The sequence below is a fragment of the Mesorhizobium sp. P2_D6 genome (assembly GCF_056404315.1).
This window is the reverse complement of sequence record NZ_JBFUEG010000005.1, coordinates 41,156-61,377: the sequence shown is the minus strand read 5'-3', so window position 1 is coordinate 61,377 and position 20,222 is coordinate 41,156. Positions and strand designations below refer to the sequence as shown.

The following is a 20,222-nucleotide window of genomic DNA, read 5'->3' as shown; positions in this document are numbered from 1 at the left end:
GGGGGGAATTGGGTGCAATGGGGAAGGGGCGCGGCCGCCGTTCCAGGCGAGATCGTGCAGACAAAGCTCGGCAAACGTTCAGTTATACTGGCGCTGGCTGCCTTTGCTGCCGGAGCGGTTGCGATCGCCATCATGGTGGCGATGCCGAGCGACGCATCGCAGCTTACGCAGGGCGTTGCGACGGGCTTCTTCATGCTGGTGTTTCTGCTGGCAGCTCCGGTGGCGCATGTCGCCGGCGTGGTCTTCGGCGTGATGGCGCTGGGGCGCTCCAACGACAGTCGCGGGCTTGGGCTGCTGGGGATTGTGCTGAACGGGCTGTCGGTGGCGGGTGGGCTGGCGCTGCTGGCGGCAATGGCATCCACGATCGGCGCTTTCACGTGAGTGCGCGCGAGCTGCCGCCTTCCTGCTTTTCGCGGTACTGGTGCCGCTTTGGTTGATCTTCTCGTCACCTACATGGAAATGCGCCAGGCCAATCCGGCGCCTGCCCGCATCAAGCCGGCAGCCGGCGCCTCGGTTGCGCCGGAGAGGCTGGACAGCGCCAGTTACATCAGCCTCTACCGGGCCGTCGGCGAGCCTGTGCAGTGGGATCAGCGGCTGCGCATGGCGGCTGGAGACCTCGAGCGCCTGTTGGCTCTATCCTCGACACACATCCACGTGCTGCGCGTCGAGGGCGTGGCCGCTGGTCTCTGCGAATTCAACGGCGTCGGCCAGCCCGACGTCGAGCTGGTTCACTTTGGGCTGGTTCCCGCTTTCCAGGGTCGCAGGCTCGGGCCGTTCCTGCTCGACCATGCGCTTCGCGCCGTCTGGTCGCATGCGCCGCAAAGGGTCTGGCTGCATACGGACACCTATGACCATCCGTCCGCGCAATCGGTCTACGGGCGGGCAGGCTTCAAGGCTTATGCACAGCGCGTGGAGACATTTCCCGACTAATGCTGCGACCGCGATCAGCCGGTCAGAGTTTCGATCGAGCGCGCGATGTTTCGCCTCGCCTGCGGTTCGAACCGGCGCCGGAATTCGTTCGTGTGGAAGATGTTTTCGCGGGCGAGAAAACTCTTCAGGACAGTGCCGCGGCCGGCGCGCCACATCGGCTCCTCGACCCAGGCATATTCCTGTCGGACCGCGCGCTCATAAGCGTCGAATGCATCCGGCTCGGCGCCCAGGATCGACAGATCCATGTCGAGGAAGAGGCCGGCGTCGCGTATTGCCGCCGCGTCGTCAAACGACGGCAGCTGGTGCGTGGATGTAGCGAGGATCATCGCGCTGATCCGGCTCAACCGTTCCGCCGCAGTGCGTCCAGCCAGGTGTTTCTCGGCAAGGGCCGCACTTTGCGCCTCATTGTCCTTGGCCTTGCTGTCATAGACGGCGTCGTGGAACCAGATCGCGGCCTCGACGGCTTCGGGATCATGCAGCGACGCGCGATAATCCTTGGCCAGCGCCAGCATCGCCTCGATGTGCCTGAGGTTGTGGTAGTGGCGGTCTTCGGCCCGATAGAGCGCCGAGAGCTGCCGCTTCAGCGGTTCGTCGATCAAGGGCTGGTGTTTCAAGTTTGTCATCCGTCCAGTTAACCGATCTCAACCCCTCGGAGTCAAAACCAATCATTTCAAACCTTGCGCGTGCAGGGGCTCTGGGGAATGTTTGCCATTCCATTTCAACTGAGGAGGCTGACATGACGAATACCGTGCCGGGAACGATCGACATGAAGCTGGAGGCCGTCATCATTGCCGTTGCGGATGCCGAGCGGTCCAAACAGTTTTATGGCGGCCTGGGTTGGCGGCTCGACGCCGACTTCGTCGTCGGCGATGCGTTCCGGGTCGTGCAGTTCACGCCACCGGGATCGCCGTGCTCGATCCATTTCGGCAAGGGCCTGACGACAGCCGCGCCAGGCTCGGCAAAGGGACTTTATCTCGTGGTGTCCGATATCGTTGCCGCACGTGCCGAACTCGTGGCGCGGGGCGTCGAGGCGAGCGAGGTGTTCCACCGCACCGGACCCGGGCAGCCGCCGGTCAGCGGCAGGCATCCGGAAGGGCGCAGCTATTCCTCCTATGCCACGTTCAGCGATCCCGACGGCAACAGCTTCATCCTGCAGGAGATTACCCAGCGCTTGCCCGGGCGCGTGGATGCAGGCGACACGGTATTCACCTCGGTGGGCGAAGTAGCGGCAGCACTTCGGCGCGCGGCGGCGGCACATGGCGAGCACGAGAAGCGGACCGGCGGGAAGCACGATGTGAACTGGCCCGACTGGTATGCCGAATATATGGTGGCGGAACAGGCCGGAAAGCCGCTGCCGACCTGAAAGGCTCGGCATCAGGCGGGTCCGCTGGCCCGTTTCCTGGGCGGGCGGTGATCAAGGGTTCGTTTTCCATGGCGGCTTGAATCCGCGTGAACCAAATCCATTTGATCAGTGACTAAGGAAAATTGAGTTCAATCGTGCTATGATCTGGCCTATATGTGCGGCCGGACAACAAGCCGGCAGGCCGGAGACGTCGATGAACAGCATTACGATAGCCCGCCCCACAATGGTGCAGCCGGTCGATCCGATCTGGCGCTCGATCCGCGACGAGGCGATGGAGGCGGTGAACCGCGACCCGCTTCTGGCGGCGTTCCTCTATTCGACCATCCTCAACCAGGAGAGCCTGGAAGAGGCGGTCATCCACCGGCTGGCCGAGCGGCTTGCGCACCAGGACATCGGTTCCGACCTCATCCGCCAGACCTTCAAGTCGATGCTGGCCGACGACAAGGAATGGTCGTCGATCGTGCGTGTCGACATCCAGGCCTATTACGACCGCGACCCGGCCTGCGACCGCTTCATCATGCCGGTGCTCTATTTCAAGGGTTTCCACGCCATCCAGACGCACAGGCTGGCGCATTGGCTGTGGAATCAGGGCCGCAAGGATTTCGCGCTCTATCTGCAGAGCCGCTCCTCCTCGGTGTTCCAGACCGACATCAACCCGGCCGCACGCATCGGCAAGGGCATCTTCATCGACCACGCCACCGGCCTCGTCGTCGGCGAGACGGCGGTGATCGAGGACGATGTGTCGATCCTGCACGGTGTGACGCTGGGCGGCACCGGCAAGGCCGGCGGCGACCGTCACCCCAAGATCCGCTACGGCGTGCTGATCGGCGCCGGCGCCAAGATCCTCGGCAACATCGAGGTCGGCCATTGCTCGAAGATCGCGGCAGGCTCTGTGGTGCTGTCGCCGGTGCCGCACAACAAGACGGTTGCCGGTGTGCCGGCCCGCGTCGTCGGCGAGACCGGCTGTGACCAGCCTTCGCGCCAGATGGACCAGCTTTTGCCGTCGCAGTCGATGGACCAGGTCGTCAGCTTCGACATCTGATTTGCACGATCCGGTGTGCCGGGCTGAAGTCCGGCTGCCGGCGCTGTTGCCCCTTAACTTCGCGTTCTATCCAGCCGGCTTGCCTTTACATCGCCATTGTCGACGTGCCAGAAGCGCGTTCCAACGAGCAAGCCCGACGATCGGAGAAGACTTTTGAAGCCGGACGAAATCAGAAAGCTGGACGCCTATTTCAAGCGCGTCTTCCACAATCCCAAACTCGAAGTGAAGGCGCGGCCGCGCAAGGAAGATTCGGCCGAGGTCTATGTCGGCGACGAGTTCCTCGGCATCGTCTTCAAGGACGAGGACGACGGCGACTACAATTTCTCGATGGCGATCCTCGACATCGATCTGGCTTGAGCCCAGAAGGCTACAGACGTTAGCGATCGGCGGCAGCCAGCCGCACCATCGTCATCCCAGGGCAAAGCAGCCGCGCAGCGGCGTCGCGGAGACCCTGGGATCCATGCCGGGGCATCGGCCAGGAACGCGGCGGTCCAGAACTGCCTTCTCTGCTCTTCCAACAGCGAATTCTGCACCGCTTCGCCGCCATGAAAGGCACGGACTGGATCCTCGGGTCTGCGCGATCGCTTCGCGCCCGCTCCGCCCGTGGATGACGAATGGGGCTATCTCGCTGCCTTGAGGACACGCGTGGCCTCGGCGACGATTGCCGCGTCAAGCGTCGGCCAGTTGTCCAGAAGTTCCCTGGGAAAGCGGTAGGTCAGGCTGAGGCTGTCGCCGACCTGAATGTCGCGCTCGCAGGGCGCCAGCGATTGCTCGGCACTTGGTCCGCTCAGGCAGCGGGCGACGAACGGATCCTTGCCGGTGCGGCCGGCAACCGCAAGCACCTCGTTGAGATAACCTGATTTTTCGCTGAAGCCGTAAATCATCGTGCCGCCGGGGCCGGGCGTTCCGGGCTGGCTGATCAGCGCGCTGTAGATCGGTGCGAAACGGCCGCTCATGTCGCGCGACATCATCTGCGGTTCGAACGACAGGAAGATGATGTTTTTGGTCGTTCCCGTGTGGTTGAAGTCGTCGCGGGCGGCCTCGCTGTAACCTTCCATCTGGGGATAGCGCAGATAGAGGTCGAGGCGCGAAGCGATGCCGTCGCGGCGCGCCTGCAGGAAGCGGATGGCGTTGGCCGGCACGGCAATGACATTGTTGCCGATTACCACCCGATGGACCGTGGTGTCGTCGGTATAGCCGGCCATGGCGATCGAGCGGCCGAACCATTTGCCGCCAAGGCTGATCGCCAGCGACAGCAGCGCCAGTGCCGCAAAGGCATAAAACACCCGCTTCATCAGCACGGAATCGACGACGTTGAATTCTTCGGCGGCCGCTGCCTGCTTCATCGCAATCCCCATAATCGCCGCTCCTGTCCTTGGACGGCACACATGCCACGGCATGGCTCTTGCAGCGCGGCTGTCGGATGCGACTGTGCGATTTCATGGTAAACGGAAGGTAAAGATGAGCCTGCTGATGCCCGTTCTCTTCGCTTTTGCCGTCGGGCTCACCGCCTGCGGGCTCACCGGATCCGTGATGGAACTGGCGGCAGGCCGCCGGCTGGCCTTTGCCGAGCCCTATGTGTCGACGGCGCACATCCTGCGCTCGCTGGCCGCAACCGCTTGCGCAGGGCCGTTCATGCTCGCCAACGATGCGCTAGATGCGCGGCGCGAAGGCCGCATTTCGACGCTGATGCTGATGTCCTGCGGCTGCACCGTGATGGCCTGGGCGCTAGCGCTGGGCATCGTTCTGATCGCCATTGCCTCGTGGGGCGTCGGCTCTCCTGGAGCAGTTCAGCTTTTGGTGGAATCGCTGGCCCGGTATTTGTCTTGAACGGAAAACCGCTACGCGATTTTCCCTAGGAAAAACCGCCACGCGGTTTTCCTAGGATTGTTTTAGGGTTCGTTCCGCCTGAGATGAATCGGAGACTAAAATGCCGACCTATGCGATCGATGGAAAGGCGCCTCGTTTCGAGGATGCCGACAGCAACTGGATTGCGCCCGATGCGACGTTGATCGGCGACATCAAGGTCGGCCGCAATGCCGGCTTCTGGTTCGGCGTGGTCATCCGCGGTGATAATGAGCCGATCGTCATCGGCGCCGACAGCAATGTCCAGGAGTACACGGTGATGCACACCGACCCCGGCTTTCCGCTGACAATCGGCCAGGGCTGCACCATTGGTCACCGCGCTCTGCTGCATGGCTGCACGATCGGCGACAACAGCCTGATCGGCATGGGCGCCATCGTCCTCAATGGCGCCAGGATCGGCAAGAACTCACTGGTCGGCGCCGGCGCGCTGGTCACCGAAGGCAAGGAATTCCCCGATAATTGCCTGATCGTCGGCTCGCCCGCGCGGGTGATCAGGCCGCTGGACGACGCCGCAATCGCCAGGCTGCGCGCCTCGGCCGCGCACTATCTCGCCAACGGCAAGCGGTTCAAGGCCGGGCTGAAGAAGGTTTGAGGCCAGCGTGACCGGTCCCTGTCGCGGGCGGTTCAGTGCGGTTCAACTCACTGTCCGTTTTAGCCGCGCCCGGCCATCGCATCGCGCAGCAATGAAGCGCCGGCCTCAAAGCCGGCATTGTCGGCTTCCTCAAGGGGCGTCGTATAGTCATCAATCCGGGTTTCGAGCGCCGGATCGGCACCCGCAGCCAAAAGCAGGCGGAGCGCCTCGACACTGCGGATGGCCACCGCATAGTGAAGCGGCGTCCAGTCGTTCACCCCCCGCATGTCGGGGTTGGCGCCACCGTCGATCAGCACCCGGACGATTTCCAGCCTATCGGTTCGGTCGGTGGACAGCGCCGCAATGATTGCCGGAAACCCGCCGTGGTCCTGGTAATTCGGATCCGAGCCGGCATCCAGCAAGGTCGAGATAAAGCCGGCGGGGCTCCAATAAATCGCATATTCCAGCGGATGCCCGAGGCCGAGCTCGAACGGCATGCGCTCGTCGAACCAGCGGGGCGAGCCGCCCAATGCTACGCCGAGCCCCTGGAAATCGCCGACCTTGAAGGCATCGTCGATCGCCTTGAACAGGCGATGGCGTTCGCATCGATCTTCCGGGATTTCCAACATCGCCGTGATCCAGAAGGTGGAACTAACGGATATAGTGCTTCGATCTTGTGTGCGTGAAAAGCCGTGTCGCGATCTTCACGTGCGCCTGGCGGCTCGATGAGATCAGTGACCTTTGGATATCAAGCGTTCATCGTCGTCTTGGTGGCGCACTTCTTGGCAAACATTAGTGCTCAAATTGACATCGGACGCCTCTTGGTCGCTTATTGTTGCAACTCAGACATGACCGTTAATGCGTAAATCTATGTCTTGGAGGTAGCTTACTTGCATGCGACCTGAGCTTGTCGAGCTGACAGCGAAACCTATTCTGCTAGTGGTCATATTCCTTGCCGGCGTGCTTGCGGGTATGGTCCTGGAGCGTTTCCTGTCGAGGAAGCGGCGGCAAGCATGGAGGCAAAGGAACCGCGCGCGCTGGGCGAGACAGCGCAGTGGAGGTGACATCCTTAGCGGCCTGTGGGTCGCCCCGAAGCCTGTTTCCGCGCTACCGAAATGGACCGATGCAGCTGACCAGTTGCGGATTGTTATGAAGGCGAACTTCACTATTCAGCCACTCCTCAACCGGAGCGAAGTGCGCGTCTTCAAGGAACTTGATCGCATGGTGATCGGCTGCAATCCGGGATGGCAGGTGATGGCCCAAGTGTCATTGGGCGAAATTCTGCGCAGCAAGGATGCCGACGCCTACAGCTGCATCAACTCGAAACGGGTGGACCTTCTTCTTGTAGATGAGAATTGTCTGCCGCGACATGCAGTCGAATACCAAGGCCATGCTCATCATCAAGGTGCGGCCGCAGCGCGGGACGCGGTCAAGAAGGAAGCATTGCGGCGAGCAGGCATCAGCTATCACGAGATCGTTGGCGGCCAAACGACACCTTCCGAACTCAGGCGGCTGGTTGAGAAGCTCGTGGACAAGCCTTCGGCGGCATAGCTGCTCGCCTATGTTTGCGGCGTGATGCCCCCGTCTCGGGTTCGACCAAAACTGCCTACCGCCAGAAATGGTGGAGCCGGCCCGGGGACGGGGCCGGCTCCTAAAACCCGGTCGTTGGGGACGGGGAGGGTGGGGACTCGACCGGGCTTTCTCGTCGCGTCCTGAGCGGACGTGATTCTTGTTTGGCGTCCTAACGGACGCTGGCAACCGCGTCGGCGCGGCCGTCATTGATCGTTACCCAGACGCCGGAATTCGTGTCGGACTGGCGCTTCAGGTAAGTGTAGTCGGTGTCGGTCCAGGACAGCACCTTGGACTCCAGATTGTCGAGGATGAACTCGCCAAGACTGGTGCGCACGGTCAGCACCGCATGGCCGTCGCCATTTGGCTGGCGCGCCACGGTCATCAGCAGATTGCCAGCCGGAACGCCGAGCGCCATCAACTCGCGGCGCTTCTCCAGCGCATAGTCCTCGCAGTCGCCGAAGCCGCTATCGGGGTAGGACCAGACTTCTTCCTTGCCCCACATTTCCATGTCGGTGCGCGGCACGATCCGGATGTTGACCGAATTGTTGATGCTGACGATCGACGCCCACAGCTTGCGGGTCAGTTCGACCGGCGCCTCCTTGGGTGTGCGCTGCGCGCATTCCTGCGGCAGCTTCTGACAGAATTCGTAGTGACCGACCGGCTGTGTGGTGCGGCCGCCAGTGTGCATGTAGGCCGGTCCCGCTGCTTGCGCCGTTCCCCAAGCGGAAAGCTGCATCGCCATTGCCAAGAGCAACAGCTTGCCCCACGTCTTCGCCATTTGGTCAGTCTCTCCGTTTGAGGAGACAATGACACGGGTCGATTTATTTCACCCAAAAACCCGAAGTAGACATTGAGTAAAACCCCAATAGAATAAGCGTAAAATTTGATCTATTTTAATATAAAATCGTTCAGACACGGGCGCAAAAGTCGGAGCTTTTGCTTGCGTGCCGAGGCGGGATGCCGGGCAACAAAAAACCGGCCGCGAAGGGCCGGTTCGTTTTTTACAGCGTGTTTGCCGATCGTTCAGGCGCGCGGCGCATTGAACTCGGAATCGAGCGTTTCCGGGCGCTGGATGACAGCGAATTCTATGGCGACGCCGTCCTCGAAATGACGCACCACCTGGCCGCGCATGGTTCCAAGCATCACCTGGATGCCGATCGCCGGCTTGACGTCGATCTCGACCGCCGCGCCCGACAGGGACAGGTCGATAATGCGGCACTGATACTGGCGCCCATCGGTGAGCTGCAGCACGCTGGTCGGGTTGCGCGGCGCCACGCGTTCGTGGCGGCGATCTTCCGGCAGGTCGAGCTCATGCTTGTTGGCAAGCCAGGTCAGCTGCGCGGCAAGCTTGTCCTTCTTGCGGTCCGAGGCAATGACGGTCATGGCAAAGCCGTCCTGCGAGGTGCGCGTCACCACGCCCTCGATGCGGCCGATATGATCGATATAGGCAATGACTTTTTCGCCCGGCATGCCGACACGGTCGGTGCGCAGCGCGACATTGCCCGGCGACATGTCGACCACCTGGCAGGGGTGTTCGGTGCGGTCCTCCAGCATGAAGCGCCCGTAGATCTTGACCCGGACGCGCTGAAAGTTACGCCTTTCGGCGCGGGACGGCGCATATTCGACCGCCGCTGACCTCATGACTGCCTACACCCCGTTGGGATTCCCGCGTCGTGCGTGGAACTTCACGCCGAAACGCTACAGCAAATCAGGTTAACAAAGGGGAAAAGCGGGCTGCCGATACTTAAGGTCGGGGCCTGGATTTGAGCCTAAAGCGCGTCGTGTTTGAACGCATTCAGGCCACGTGCATTATTCACCACGCCCTCCCTCGAACACGACGAGGTGGCGGATGCGTCGCGACCGACCGAGCGCCGAGATGGTCTCCGGGGCGTCGAGCTCGGTAGGAGCCAGTGAAGGAACCGGTATTTCCGGCCGGTTTTTCAGGAACATCGGTTCCTTGTCGGGATCGATGACACGGATGGCATCGATCAAGGCGTCGGTAATCGGGTCTGCGCCCAGCCAGAACGGCTTTTCGACGGCGCTGACGACGCCGAGGCAGCGCGGGTTCTCGACACCGCCGTCGAGCGGCAGGGCAAGCAGTTCGAAGCGGTTCGAACGGCCGTTGCGGCTGAACCCCTCATAGGTGATGAGCACCACGGATTTCTGCTCGAAGACGCCGTGAATGAGCCGCGACACCAGCCGCTGGTCCTTGTCGCGCCACAGCGACGGGAAGGAAAAGCCCTTGAGTTCGCGGCCATAGCCGGCGCAAAGCCTGGTGCCGGCAAGCCGGAACACCGCTTCGCCGCGCGTGTCTCTTTCCAGGATGAATGTATCGGCCAAAAGCGCCTTGATGTCGGCGGGTTCGACTTCCGATCGTTTCGGGGCAGGGCGCCTATCACGCAGCCGGTTCCAATATTGGAACAGCGTGATTGATCCGTTCTGGTTCATGCTATGCGGCTCCGCGCGATCTGTCTTTTGGTGTCCCATCGGTGAACAGAAAGGGCGCTCTCCGATGACCTACATGCGGTGCCTCGCAGGATGCGTGCCAGCGTCGTTAACACTTGTTCACGGGTCGGGGACGTTAAGGTTAACAAGTGGTTTACGTTGCGCGGGCGAGGCCGCCATGGCACAGCAAAACCACTCCAGAAGCGGTCGTTTCGCGACGATCGGCAGCACTTCAGTCAAGAGTTTTAGGGGGAGCAGGGGCTCGACCGGCCGTTCAAGGGAAACCTTGGACGGCTTCTTTTTGATTCGCGCCCGGTGATTCGCGCGCTTCGAAAACGGTCGAGGGTCTCGACGCCAAGCTTCCTGCCGTCGGCGAGCGATGAACGCGCCGCCACCAGCCGGATCCCTCCAACTGATCCCTTCTCCCTCGCTTGCGGCCAGGGATATCGTCGGGAGGGTGGGCTACCTGTTCCCTGGCCTAACCGCCACTGATTGCCGTTAGGATAAAAACCTCGGTGCCGGGCGCGAGCCCGGTTTCCAGGGTTGCCTTCTCGCCATCGACAAAAACGTTCATATGGCGGCGGATGGCAGGGCGGGAATCGCACATCCGGTCGCGCATGCCGGGCCAGAGCGCGTCCAACCCGTCGATCATTTCCTTCACAGTCGAGGCCGGCAGTTCGACCCGGCGCGGCGCGCCAGGAAACAGGTCGATGAGCACGCCCGGGAGCCGTGCGATGACATGGTGCACATTGCGGGCGGAGTTGTTCGACATTTGCCCTACTCGCCCACCACCATCGTCTCGACGGACAGAATCGCGGGCAGATGCTGAGCGATCTCCGACCAGTTTTCGCCTTCGTTGGCACTGGCAAAGAGCGAGCCGCCGCTGGTGCCGAAATAGACTCCGGCCGGCTTGAGGCTGTCGGTCGCCATAGCCTGCCGCAACACGCCCGCATAGCAGTTCTCCTGCGGCAGACCCTTGCGCTCGTCGAGCCATGTGGCTCCCGCATCCTCCGTCTTCCAGACCGCCGCCTTCGCGTCCGGCACGTAGCGGCCGGCGCTGTCGCCGTTGAGCGGCAGAAGGAAGAGCGTGTCGGCGTCGCGCGGATGCGTGGCCGCGGGAAAACCGAAGGTTGAGGGAAGGCCCTTCTCGATGCTCTGCCAGTTCTTGCCGCCATCGTCGGAGCGGTACATGCCGCAATGGTTCTGCTGGTAGAGCCGGTCGGGCTTGCCGGGCGCCATCACCAGACAGTGTACGCACTGGCCGAATTCTGGATAGTTTTGTCCTTCGGGCAGGAAGTCGGCGCGGGTGCCACGGTTGCGCGGCTCCCACGTCTTGCCGCCGTCCCAGGTGTAGAACACGCCTGCGGACGAGATGCCCACCCAGATCTGCTCCTCGTCTGCGGGGTGCGTGACGATGGAATGGAGGATGAGGCCCGCGCCACCTGGGTTCCAGTCCTTGCGGCTCGGGTGATGCTGCAGGCCCTTGATGTGGCTCCAGGTGGCCCCGCCGTCGTCGGAGCGAAACAGGCCGGCCGGCTGCACGCCGGCATAGAGGCTGCCGTTGCGCTTGGCGAGGCTCCACACCGCCTTGATCGGTTCGTCGCCAGCCGAATAGGCCAAGCCCTCGCTGGAATGCGTCCAGGTCTGGCCAAGGTCGTCCGACTTCCAGACCGCCGGACCGAACCATTCGTTGCCGCCGGCGCCGTAGATCGCGCCGGTCTCGGGGTCGCCGACGACATGGTTCATCGGCCAGTGCTCGCAGAACGGACCGCGCAGCTTCCACAACCCGCGCTTGCCATCGCTCTCGGCGATGAAGGCGCCTTTTTTCGTGCCGATGAGCACGAGGATTTTTTCTGGCATTTTCTCCTCCCGATTGCGTCGCTTTCATCAAGGACGGCGGAGCGCGGGCCTAGCCGACAGGGCCAACGATTTTTTTCAGTCTAAACCCGTCGAGGCCAAGGTGAGAAGACCTGCCGCCTCCCTGGCTCTGGCATCGGGGACAGCGCGATCTGTGCTGTCCCCGATGCCAGGCTGGAAAGCGTCATGCGAGGTGTCGGAGGATGCAGGGCAGTTTCAACCGAAGCATCCATGCTCTAAAGCTCGCGGAACGAATCCTGGACCCAAGTGAATGAGCGAACCGACAAGCCCCGCCGAGACCGAACAGACCGAAGAGCCGCCGCCGCCGCGCCGCGAGCCGGTGTTCAACCTGCCGCCGGTGGTGCTGACGATAATCGGCATCTGCGTAGCCGTCTTCCTGCTGCAGCAATATGTGCTGACCGAGGACCAGCAGATAACATTGCTCACCGACGGGGCCTTCATTCCCGTCCTCTACACCGGCCAGTACGGCTTCGACTGGTTCCTCTTCACCCGTCCTTTCACCTATGCCTTCATGCATGGCGGCCTTGCCCACATTGCCATCAACATGATCGCGCTCGCCGCCTTCGGTTCGCCGCTGGCCAACCGTCTCGGCTGGCTTTGGTTCGCGTTGTTTTTCGCCGTTACCGGCTTGGCCGCGGTGGTGCTGTTCTGGGCGGTCCATCCATTCGGTGAGGCGCCTCTGGTCGGCGCCTCGGGTGCGATATCGGGCATGATGGGTGCTGCGGCGCGTTTCGGGTTCCGTACCGACCGCTCGTCCGGCAGGGCTGCCTTTGCCGGTCCCGTGCTGCCGATCGCAATCGTTCTGCGCATGCGCGGCGTCGTCAATTTTCTCGGCGCCTGGATGATCATCAATCTCGTCACCGGCCTCTACGGTCTCGGGCTCGGCGAGCCCGGCCAGATCGCCTGGGAGGCGCATATTGGCGGGCTTGTCGCCGGTTTCTTCGGATTGCGCTGGTTCGACCCGCGCTGGCAGGCGCCTGAATGGGAAATCCCCGAGGACCAGAGCGACCAGCACACTTGAAATGCAACCGTTCACGGCGCACGATGTTCACTCTTATGTGAAGCCGGCCAGGGCGGGAGCTGGCTAGGCAAGCAGGAGGAGGAGGACGCCATGACGGTTAAGGCAATTCTCGAGAAAAAAGGCCATGACGTGTTCACGCTCGGGCCGAATGAAAAGCTGAGCGAAGCCATTCGAATCCTGGTCGACCACAAGATCGGCGCACTGGTCATCACCAATGGCGATCGCAAGATCGTCGGTATCCTTTCCGAGCGCGACATCGTGCGGGTGGTTGCCAAGGAAGGCGCTGCCGCACTTGATATCGCAGTGCGCTCGGCGATGACGCCGAAAGTGAAGATCTGCAACGAGAACCACACGGTCAACGAGGTGATGGAGATTATGACCAAAGGCCGGTTCCGCCATCTGCCGGTGGAAAAGGACGGGATGCTCGACGGCATCGTGTCGATCGGCGACGTGGTCAAGCGCCGCATCGAGGATGTCGAGCGCGAGGCTGAAGAGATCCGGGCCTATATCGCAACGGCTTGACTCGACGAAGAATCCGCCGACCGAAAGACCGGCCGGCGGTATTTTACTCTATCGGTTGTCTAGTTCGGAGCGGACGAGTTGCAGTCCGCGCCTTGTGATGCGGTAGGGGCCGCCATCGCAAGATGAAACCGCCTTCCTTCGCCTCAGTTTTCGAAACAGATCGAGATCGACGCCTGGATAGTGCCAGCCGTCGCGCGTCATGCATTTGACGTTGGCAATGCGTTTCTTGTCGTTCTTTTCGACTTCGATACGCCCGCCCTGTGCGAGCAGGTGCAGGATGCGCTGTTCAGTACGCGAAATATCCATATGAAGAATTCCCGGGAAACGAAAAAATCCGCCGCCGCGAAGCTTCGTGGCACGGGGTTTCAGGTCATCTTGCCCTGCCTCGCTACGAGGTCAGGGCCTTACCGGGACTGAGCGTAAGTGGACATCCACTCTCCATTGGGATGGGCGTCCTATAGGCGAAAGTGGCGGAAAAGGCCAGACTGCGGCTTTGGCCTTGTCTCTTTTGGCGGTTTGCACTAGCGAAGTTTCACATCCAAATATGCGTCTCATGCATATCCGAGAATTCTAGGTACGCAGGCCACCATGACCCTCATCGATACCCGCACGCCCGACGCCAAGCGCCTGATCTCCGGCGCCACCGGCGATTGGGAAATCATCATTGGTCTCGAAGTGCACGCGCAGGTCATCTCGGAAGCAAAATTGTTTTCTGGCGCTTCGACCGCTTTCGGTGCGGCCCCCAACGGCAATGTCAGCCTGGTCGATGCGGCCATGCCGGGCATGCTACCGGTGATCAACGAGGAATGCGTCAAGCAGGCGATCCGCACCGGTCTCGGGCTGAAGGCGCAGATCAACCACAAGTCGGTTTTCGACCGGAAGAACTATTTCTATCCGGATCTGCCACAGGGCTATCAGATCTCGCAGTTCAAGCAGCCGATCGTCGGCGAGGGCACGGTGATCGTTTCTGTTGGCCCCGACCGCCAAGGCGAATTCGAGGATATCGAGGTCGGCATAGAGCGGCTGCACCTCGAGCAGGATGCCGGTAAGTCGATGCACGACCAGCATGCGACCATGTCCTATGTCGACCTCAACCGTTCGGGCGTGGCGCTGATGGAGATCGTCTCCAAGCCTGACCTGCGTTCCGGTGACGAGGCCAAGGCCTATGTCACCAAGTTGCGCACCATCATGCGCTATCTCGGCACCTGCGACGGCAACATGGACGAAGGCTCTATGCGCGCGGACGTCAACGTCTCGGTACGCCGGCCCGGTGCCGAGTTCGGAACGCGCTGCGAGATCAAGAACATGAACTCGATCCGCTTCATCGGCCAGGCCATCGACTATGAGGCGCGCCGCCAGATCGCCATCCTGGAGGACGGCGGCAAGATCGAGCAGGAAACGCGGCTGTACGATGCGGTCAAGGGCGAGACGCGCTCCATGCGTTCGAAGGAAGAGGCGCATGACTACCGCTATTTCCCCGATCCCGATCTTTTGCCGCTGGAATTCGACCAGGCCTATGTCGATGCGCTGGCCAAAGACCTGCCGGAACTGCCCGACGACAAGAAGGCGCGGCTGGCCTCTTCGCTCGGGCTATCGACCTACGACGCCTCGATCCTGGTGTCGGAAAAGCCGATCGCCGATTATTTCGAGCAGGTGGCCAGCGGCCGCGACGGCAAGCTTGCCGCCAACTGGGTCATCAACGATCTGCTCGGCCAGCTCAACAAGGCCGGCAAAGATATTGAAAATGCTCCTGTCACACCGGAGCAGCTCGGTGCCGTCATCGACCTGATCAAGGAAGGCACCATCTCCGGCAAGATCGCCAAGGATCTGTTCGAGATCGTCTGGAACGAGGGCGGCGATCCGCGCCAGCTGGTCGAAAGCCGAGGGATGAAGCAGGTTACCGATACCGGCGCCATCGAGAAGGCGGTCGACGAGGTCATCGCCGCCAACCCAGACAAGGCCGAACAGGCGCGCGCCAAGCCGACCATGGCCGGCTGGTTCGTCGGCCAGGTGATGAAGGCGACCGGCGGCAAGGCCAACCCGCAGGCGGTCAACGATCTGGTCAAGGCCAAGCTCGGCATCGAATAGGGCCATGTTCGTCCGCACCGCCAGCGAGCGCGACCTTGCCGCCATCCGCGCGCTGCTGGTCGAAACCTGGCATGCGACCTACGACGCTATCTATGGCACTGAGCGGGTGAGAGAAATCACCGACGACTGGCATTCAATCGCCTCGCTCAAGGCGCGGCTGATAAGGCCGAATTCAGAATTCCTGGTCGCCGACGACGGCAAGCGCATCGGCGGCATGGCTTTCGCCGCCGCTACGACGGATGCGAAGATCGTGCTGTTGAACCAGCTCTATGTCCTGCCCGCCTGCCAGCGGCAAGGCATCGGCCAGGCCTTGCTGGACGAGGTCGAGGCCAGCTTTCCCGAGGCAAACACCTTGCGCGTCGAGGTGGAAGAGGCCAACGCGCCGGCCATAGCCTTTTATCGGGCGAAAGGGTTTGTGCCAGCCGGCAGCACTGCCGATTGCGGCGGTGGCTCAGGATTGCCAGCGCTGATCTTTGAGAAGCCACTGGGATAGATAGCTGACGGCGCGTGTCAGGCCGAGCGCAGCGGCGGCGTCAATTCCCGCATCAGGAGCTGCAGTTCTCGCTGGTCGCCGGTGGCGGTCTTGTCGAAGATCGTCGCCAGCTGTGATTTGATGGTGCCGTCCGAGACGCCGCTTGCAGCCGCGATTTCGCGCCGCGTCCGGCCAGCGAAGACATGGCCGGCAACGCGCTTTTCCGCCGCGGTCAATCCGAACAGCGCTGCGATCGCTTCCAGCGCCGGCACGGGTGCTGCGCCGGCGGCGGCGATGAAGATGGCGGCGGCGGCGCGTTGCGACATACGGGCCGAAATGTCGCGTCGCGCCAGCGGCATGACATGCGCCACCGCCGGAACCATGGACCGGACCAGGGGGATGTTGATGCCTGACGGCCCGAGCGCGAATTCGTCGCGCGTGCCGAGCAAAACGGCGCGGCCGATGGCGGCGTTGGCATTGCCATAGGCGAACGACAGCTGGCCGCGCACTGAGGACACGGAGGTGTTTTGCGCGAGCAGCGCTTCGGCTGCCGGATTGGCGACGATGATCTGCATGTCGTCGGCAACGATCAGCACCGGATGGTCGAGGCTCTCAATGATCGAGCGGAAGATGTCAGCCTTGCGCCGCTCGGCCTCGAACAGGTCGCCGATGGTCACTGCGCGCCGGACGTGAGGTGCGAGCGTCGAAATCAGGTTGAGATCCCTGGCCGAAATCAGCGGCCTTTCCTTGTCGGTCACCACCATCATCGTGCCGGTGCGTGCCGGCTGCTTCATCAGCGCCACCCAGAAGAAATCGTCGAGACGGTTGGGTTCCACCCACTCGCGCACGATGCGGCTTTCGACCCAGTTCTGCCGCGCGTCGGGGCCTTGCAGCGCATAGACGCCATCGATGGTGAACGGCATGTCGATGTCCATCTTCGGCACTGCTTTGAAGAAAGGCACTTCGGAGGCGTAGTCGCGCTGCAGTGGGTCAAGCAGGGCGGGATCGCCGCAGGACATCGAAAACCGCGCCGAATTGCTTGATGTGTCGACGACCGCCAGCATGGCAAGCCGGCCGATCGCCAATTTGCAGATTGATTCAAGGGTCGACTGCCAACGGCCGACATCGGCAATCGAATCATAGATAGCCTCGACGATCTGCGGCAGAGCGCGACCGTTGATGTTGGCCTGGATAGACATAGAGCCTCGTTTGCATCGCAGCGTAGTGGCATGTCACACATTGTCTCTGCCTGAGGTAACACAACATTGCCGGGTACGCCGCGTCTGTGAAACATCTCACAGCGACGTTTTGGTGCGTTATCGCTATCAGACAAGCCGATATGACCCTGAATGACCGCTGTTTACGGGCGCTCGCGCCAAGCTGCGATACAAATCAAAGTGAACGAATTTGGAATTTTTCAGGGAATAAATGAGGAAACTTCCACATTGTCGATCAGCCTGGTCCTGCCAAGCCAGGCGGCAGCGAGGAGGCGGCCGTCGCTGTCACGCCGCCAGGGGGCAAGGGTCAGGCTCTCGCGCGCGGCAACATAGTCGACGCGGTCGAAGCCTGCCTCGAGAAGCTCGGCGGCAGCCTTGGCGGTCACGCTGCTTTCGTCTGTGCCGGCCGCAAGCGCCGCCGCTGCCTGGCGCAAGATGAGATTGAGCTGGCGTGCGACATCGAGTTCGGCGGCGCCGAGATAGGCATTGCGCGACGACATCGCGAGGCCGTGCGCGTCGCGCACCGTGGGCGCGCCGACAATGTCCACAGGCAGGTCGAGATCGCGGCAGAGTGTTCGGACGACGCAAAGCTGCTGGTAGTCCTTTTCGCCAAAAATGGCGCGATCGGGCAAGGCTTGCAGAAACAGCTTGGCCACGACCGTGGCGACGCCCTCGAAGAAGGTCGGCCTGAAATCCGATTCCAGCCCCGAAGACGGGCCGCCGACCGAAATCCTGGTCGCGAAACCCTCCGGGTACATTTCGGAAACCGCCGGCGTGAAGGCCAGATGCGCGCCGGCATGCGTCAGCCGGTCGAGGTCGCGGGCCAGCTGGCGCGGATATTTGTCGAGGTCTTCGGTAGGGGCGAACTGGGCCGGATTGACGAAGATCGAGACGATGCAGCGATCGGCCGTCGAAAGCGCGGCCCTGACCAGCGAGATATGGCCGTCATGCAGCGCGCCCATGGTCGGCACCATGGCAACGCTGAGGCCGTCGCGCCGCCAGTCGCGGATCGCAGCGCGAAGGGCAAGCACAGTGTCGACGACGACGGGCTGGTTCATGCGTTGTCCTTGCCCGTTTTGGCTGAAAAGACATGGCCTGGTCCGGGAAAGGTGCGACTGCGCACCTCTGCCGCATAACGCGCGGCGGCATCGGCGACCACGCTGCGCAAATCGGCATATTCCTTTACGAATTTCGGCACCCGGTCGACGGTCAGGCCGATCATGTCGTCGATGACCAGGATCTGGCCGTCGCAATCGCTGCTGGCGCCGATGCCGATGGTCGGAATGGCGATGCTTCGGGTCAGGTCGGCGGCAACAGTCTCGACCGTGCCTTCGATGACCAGCGAAAACGCGCCGGCCTTTTCGACCGCATCGGCGTCGCGCATGAGGGCTGCGACATTCTCCGGCGTGCGGCCCTTGATCTTGTAGCCGCCGTCCTTTTCCACCGATTGCGGCTGCAGGCCGATATGGCCCATCACCGGAATGCCGGATGCGACGATGGCCGCGATCTGGCCGGCGACGTCGACGCCGCCTTCCAGCTTCACCGCCTGGCAGCCGGTTTCCTCAGAGATGCGGCGCGCCGAGGCAACGGCTTGCGCGACTGACCTTTCATAGCTGCCGGCCGGCATGTCGACCACCACGCATGCCTTTGCCGAGCCGCGCATCACCGCCTGGCCATGGGCGATCATCATCTCCAGCGAAGCGCCGAGCGTGGTCTTGTGGCCGTGCAGCACCATGGCAACGCTGTCGCCGACCAGGAGAAGGTCGACATGGTCGTCGAGCAGGCGGGCGACGGGATAGGTGTAAGCGGTCAGACAGACGATCGGCACGCCGCCCTTGCGGGCGCGTATGGTCTCCGCGCTGATCTTGACGACAGCTGTGGCCATTCCTCACCTCCCGCGGCCGGCGTTGACCAGCGCCGGGCGATGAGAGCTTTAGGAAGACGCAGCCGGCTTGGCAAGCGTGCTGTTCGCGGGTGCGAAATGGACCGACCGACGCCCGTGCTTTCGCCATGCCGTCAGTGCCGCAGGCAGCGCAAAACCCTTGCCTTCGCGATGACCTGACGCCATAAGCAGGGAAGCAGGCACCGCCGCGCGCGCCGCGAGGATTTTTGATGAAAACCTTCCTTACGCAGTTTTTCACCTGGTGGAACAGCCAGACGCTGGGAACGCGTTTCCACACCTGGCGCCACGGCAGCAAGGTCGGCCAGGACGCGACCGGCAATGTCTACTATGAGGGCGGCGTCGATTCGGAAGGCCGCACCCGCCGCTGGGTCATCTACGCCAACTATTCGGAAGCCTCGGCGATTCCTCCGGGCTGGCACGGCTGGATCCATCACCGCGTCGATGTCGCGCCGCCGAGCGACGACTATCGCCCGCGCGAATGGGAAAAGGCGCACGAACCGAACCTCACGGGAACACCGGCTGCCTATCGCCCGAAGGGTTCCGTGCTCACCAATCAGCACCGTCCGCAGGTCACGGGCGACTACGATGCGTGGACGCCTGGTTCTTGACCACCGGGCGGTCTTTTGTCGCCACAATTGGCGTTTAGCTGCTTGTTGATATGACAACGGCGAATAGCCTTGGGGCGTGACAGAATCACCCAGGCCCAAACCACCGGTATATCAGCATGAACATTTTCAGCCTGACATGGATGGCCGGACTGACGGCAGTTGCCGCTGTTGCCATGTGCCCGACCGGGTTTGCTGCAGCCCAGGAGCCCGCCGCGGCGCCGGCAATCTCGGAACGCATCACCAACCCGGTCGCCGAATTCGCCGGCATCGACAAGATCACCGGCCGCATCATCACCTTCGATGTCTATATCGACGAAACGGTGCAGTTCGGCGCTTTGCAGGTGACGCCGCGCATCTGCTATTCGCGGCCGGAGAACGAGGAACCGAAGACCGATTCCTTCGTCGAGGTCGACGAGATCACGCTCGACCGCAAGATCCGCCGTATCTTCACCGGCTGGATGTTCGCCGAAAGCCCCGGTCTCAATGCCGTCGAGCATGCCGTCTATGACGTCTGGCTGAAGGGCTGCAAGCAGAAGTCGGATGTGCCGCCGCCGGACGCGGCCAAGGCCGAGACGCCCAAAGTCGATACCTCCAAGCCAAAGCCCGCCGCTGCTCCGGCTGTGGAACAGCCAGACCCCACGGAGCCTGACGCGACCGACACCAACTGATCCTCCGGAACCGTCGTGGCCACCACGCGTTTGGGCCATGAACGACCGCGCATTTA

At 62.3% G+C, this 20,222-nt stretch carries 26 protein-coding genes; 14 read left to right on the top strand and 12 right to left on the bottom strand.

Translation table 11 applies throughout. From position 1 onward, the window contains the following. Positions 1–54 precede the first annotated feature (54 nt). Together AC1D1L_RS12295 and AC1D1L_RS12290 are read left to right on the top strand one after the other, a co-directional pair. Entirely contained in the window at positions 55–381 is a 327-nt protein-coding gene (locus AC1D1L_RS12295; RefSeq protein ID WP_477341583.1) for a hypothetical protein, read from the top strand. A 48-nt stretch (positions 382–429) separates the two neighbouring features. Further along, entirely contained in the window at positions 430–930 is a 501-nt protein-coding gene (locus AC1D1L_RS12290; RefSeq protein WP_477341581.1) for a GNAT family N-acetyltransferase, read from the top strand. 14 nt (positions 931–944) lie between these two features. On the opposite strand, the gene AC1D1L_RS12285 is transcribed toward AC1D1L_RS12290, so the two are convergent. After that, positions 945–1,553, bottom strand: a complete 609-nt coding sequence (locus AC1D1L_RS12285; RefSeq protein ID WP_477341579.1) for an HD domain-containing protein — start codon at positions 1,551–1,553, stop codon at positions 945–947. Positions 1,554–1,666: 113 nt separating this feature from the next. Between AC1D1L_RS12285 and AC1D1L_RS12280 the strand changes: the two genes are divergently transcribed. The 3 genes from AC1D1L_RS12280 (at position 1,667) to AC1D1L_RS12270 (ending at position 3,692) form a co-directional block, all read left to right on the top strand. Then, the gene (locus AC1D1L_RS12280; protein ID WP_477341577.1) at positions 1,667–2,293 is read left to right on the top strand and encodes a VOC family protein; all 627 of its coding nucleotides are present in this window, start codon (positions 1,667–1,669) and stop codon (positions 2,291–2,293) included. 193 nt (positions 2,294–2,486) lie between these two features. Next, on the top strand, positions 2,487–3,335 hold the full coding sequence (gene cysE, locus AC1D1L_RS12275; RefSeq protein WP_112563436.1) for a serine O-acetyltransferase: 849 nt from the start codon (positions 2,487–2,489) through the stop codon (positions 3,333–3,335). 153 nt (positions 3,336–3,488) lie between these two features. Further along, a complete protein-coding gene (locus tag AC1D1L_RS12270) occupies positions 3,489–3,692 on the top strand; it encodes a DUF3126 family protein (RefSeq protein WP_112563401.1) in 204 nt (67 codons plus the stop codon). Positions 3,693–3,955: 263 nt separating this feature from the next. Here the strand turns inward: AC1D1L_RS12270 and AC1D1L_RS12265 are convergent, their stop codons facing one another. Further along, entirely contained in the window at positions 3,956–4,681 is a 726-nt protein-coding gene (locus AC1D1L_RS12265) for a hypothetical protein (protein WP_477341575.1), read from the bottom strand. A 115-nt stretch (positions 4,682–4,796) separates the two neighbouring features. On the opposite strand from AC1D1L_RS12265, the gene AC1D1L_RS12260 reads away from it, so the two are divergent. Both AC1D1L_RS12260 and AC1D1L_RS12255 read left to right on the top strand, forming a co-directional pair. Next, the gene (locus AC1D1L_RS12260) at positions 4,797–5,165 is read left to right on the top strand and encodes a DUF6949 family protein (protein WP_477341573.1); all 369 of its coding nucleotides are present in this window, start codon (positions 4,797–4,799) and stop codon (positions 5,163–5,165) included. 100 nt (positions 5,166–5,265) lie between these two features. Beyond that, complete coding sequence (locus tag AC1D1L_RS12255) at positions 5,266–5,793, top strand: gamma carbonic anhydrase family protein (protein ID WP_477341571.1); 528 nt, start codon at positions 5,266–5,268, stop codon at positions 5,791–5,793. A gap of 59 nt (positions 5,794–5,852) precedes the next feature. Here AC1D1L_RS12255 and AC1D1L_RS12250 read toward each other — a convergent pair whose 3' ends face one another. Then, positions 5,853–6,401: an ankyrin repeat domain-containing protein gene (locus AC1D1L_RS12250; protein ID WP_477341569.1), complete on the bottom strand. Its 549-nt coding sequence runs from the start codon at positions 6,399–6,401 to the stop codon at positions 5,853–5,855. A gap of 265 nt (positions 6,402–6,666) precedes the next feature. Here AC1D1L_RS12250 and AC1D1L_RS12245 point away from each other — a divergent pair, with 265 nt between their 5' ends. Further along, positions 6,667–7,323: a DUF2726 domain-containing protein gene (locus tag AC1D1L_RS12245; RefSeq protein WP_477341567.1), complete on the top strand. Its 657-nt coding sequence runs from the start codon at positions 6,667–6,669 to the stop codon at positions 7,321–7,323. 190 nt (positions 7,324–7,513) lie between these two features. On the opposite strand, the gene AC1D1L_RS12240 is transcribed toward AC1D1L_RS12245, so the two are convergent. From AC1D1L_RS12240 to AC1D1L_RS12220, 5 genes are all read right to left on the bottom strand, one after another. Beyond that, the gene (locus tag AC1D1L_RS12240) at positions 7,514–8,122 is read right to left on the bottom strand and encodes a transglutaminase-like cysteine peptidase (protein WP_477341565.1); all 609 of its coding nucleotides are present in this window, start codon (positions 8,120–8,122) and stop codon (positions 7,514–7,516) included. A gap of 245 nt (positions 8,123–8,367) precedes the next feature. Next, positions 8,368–8,985, bottom strand: coding sequence for a PilZ domain-containing protein (locus AC1D1L_RS12235; protein ID WP_112564302.1), 618 nt, complete (start codon positions 8,983–8,985; stop codon positions 8,368–8,370). Positions 8,986–9,153: 168 nt separating this feature from the next. Continuing rightward, positions 9,154–9,792, bottom strand: a complete 639-nt coding sequence (locus tag AC1D1L_RS12230) for a PAS domain-containing protein (protein ID WP_352585934.1) — start codon at positions 9,790–9,792, stop codon at positions 9,154–9,156. Between the two features lie 475 nt (positions 9,793–10,267). Next, on the bottom strand, positions 10,268–10,507 hold the full coding sequence (locus AC1D1L_RS12225) for a MoaD/ThiS family protein (protein ID WP_477341562.1): 240 nt from the start codon (positions 10,505–10,507) through the stop codon (positions 10,268–10,270). Between the two features lie 59 nt (positions 10,508–10,566). Next, the gene (locus AC1D1L_RS12220; protein ID WP_477341560.1) at positions 10,567–11,649 is read right to left on the bottom strand and encodes a WD40/YVTN/BNR-like repeat-containing protein; all 1,083 of its coding nucleotides are present in this window, start codon (positions 11,647–11,649) and stop codon (positions 10,567–10,569) included. A gap of 268 nt (positions 11,650–11,917) precedes the next feature. On the opposite strand from AC1D1L_RS12220, the gene AC1D1L_RS12215 reads away from it, so the two are divergent. Continuing rightward, positions 11,918–12,688, top strand: coding sequence for a rhomboid family intramembrane serine protease (locus AC1D1L_RS12215; RefSeq protein WP_477341558.1), 771 nt, complete (start codon positions 11,918–11,920; stop codon positions 12,686–12,688). 90 nt (positions 12,689–12,778) lie between these two features. Continuing rightward, positions 12,779–13,210 (top strand): CBS domain-containing protein, encoded by a 432-nt coding sequence (locus AC1D1L_RS12210; protein ID WP_112564313.1) that lies wholly within the window; start codon positions 12,779–12,781, stop codon positions 13,208–13,210. Positions 13,211–13,258: 48 nt separating this feature from the next. Here AC1D1L_RS12210 and AC1D1L_RS12205 read toward each other — a convergent pair whose 3' ends face one another. After that, positions 13,259–13,516 (bottom strand): YjhX family toxin, encoded by a 258-nt coding sequence (locus AC1D1L_RS12205; RefSeq protein ID WP_112564315.1) that lies wholly within the window; start codon positions 13,514–13,516, stop codon positions 13,259–13,261. Between the two features lie 282 nt (positions 13,517–13,798). Between AC1D1L_RS12205 and gatB the strand changes: the two genes are divergently transcribed. After that, entirely contained in the window at positions 13,799–15,298 is a 1,500-nt protein-coding gene (gatB, locus tag AC1D1L_RS12200) for an Asp-tRNA(Asn)/Glu-tRNA(Gln) amidotransferase subunit GatB (protein WP_477341556.1), read from the top strand. 4 nt (positions 15,299–15,302) lie between these two features. Next, positions 15,303–15,791: an N-acetyltransferase family protein gene (locus AC1D1L_RS12195; RefSeq protein WP_477341554.1), complete on the top strand. Its 489-nt coding sequence runs from the start codon at positions 15,303–15,305 to the stop codon at positions 15,789–15,791. 17 nt (positions 15,792–15,808) lie between these two features. Here AC1D1L_RS12195 and AC1D1L_RS12190 read toward each other — a convergent pair whose 3' ends face one another. From AC1D1L_RS12190 to panB, 3 genes are all read right to left on the bottom strand, one after another. Continuing rightward, a complete protein-coding gene (locus AC1D1L_RS12190) occupies positions 15,809–16,969 on the bottom strand; it encodes a helix-turn-helix transcriptional regulator (protein WP_477341552.1) in 1,161 nt (386 codons plus the stop codon). Positions 16,970–17,187: 218 nt separating this feature from the next. After that, the gene (gene panC / locus AC1D1L_RS12185) at positions 17,188–18,045 is read right to left on the bottom strand and encodes a pantoate--beta-alanine ligase (protein WP_477341550.1); all 858 of its coding nucleotides are present in this window, start codon (positions 18,043–18,045) and stop codon (positions 17,188–17,190) included. Then, positions 18,042–18,872 (bottom strand): 3-methyl-2-oxobutanoate hydroxymethyltransferase, encoded by an 831-nt coding sequence (gene panB, locus AC1D1L_RS12180; RefSeq protein WP_477341548.1) that lies wholly within the window; start codon positions 18,870–18,872, stop codon positions 18,042–18,044. The genes panC and panB overlap by 4 nt, the downstream gene beginning before the upstream one ends. Before the next feature lie 227 nt (positions 18,873–19,099). Between panB and AC1D1L_RS12175 the strand changes: the two genes are divergently transcribed. Both AC1D1L_RS12175 and AC1D1L_RS12170 read left to right on the top strand, forming a co-directional pair. Continuing rightward, positions 19,100–19,498 (top strand): NADH:ubiquinone oxidoreductase subunit NDUFA12, encoded by a 399-nt coding sequence (locus AC1D1L_RS12175; RefSeq protein WP_112564327.1) that lies wholly within the window; start codon positions 19,100–19,102, stop codon positions 19,496–19,498. 116 nt (positions 19,499–19,614) lie between these two features. Beyond that, positions 19,615–20,166: a DUF2155 domain-containing protein gene (locus tag AC1D1L_RS12170; RefSeq protein WP_477341546.1), complete on the top strand. Its 552-nt coding sequence runs from the start codon at positions 19,615–19,617 to the stop codon at positions 20,164–20,166. The last annotated feature ends 56 nt before the right edge of the window (positions 20,167–20,222 follow it).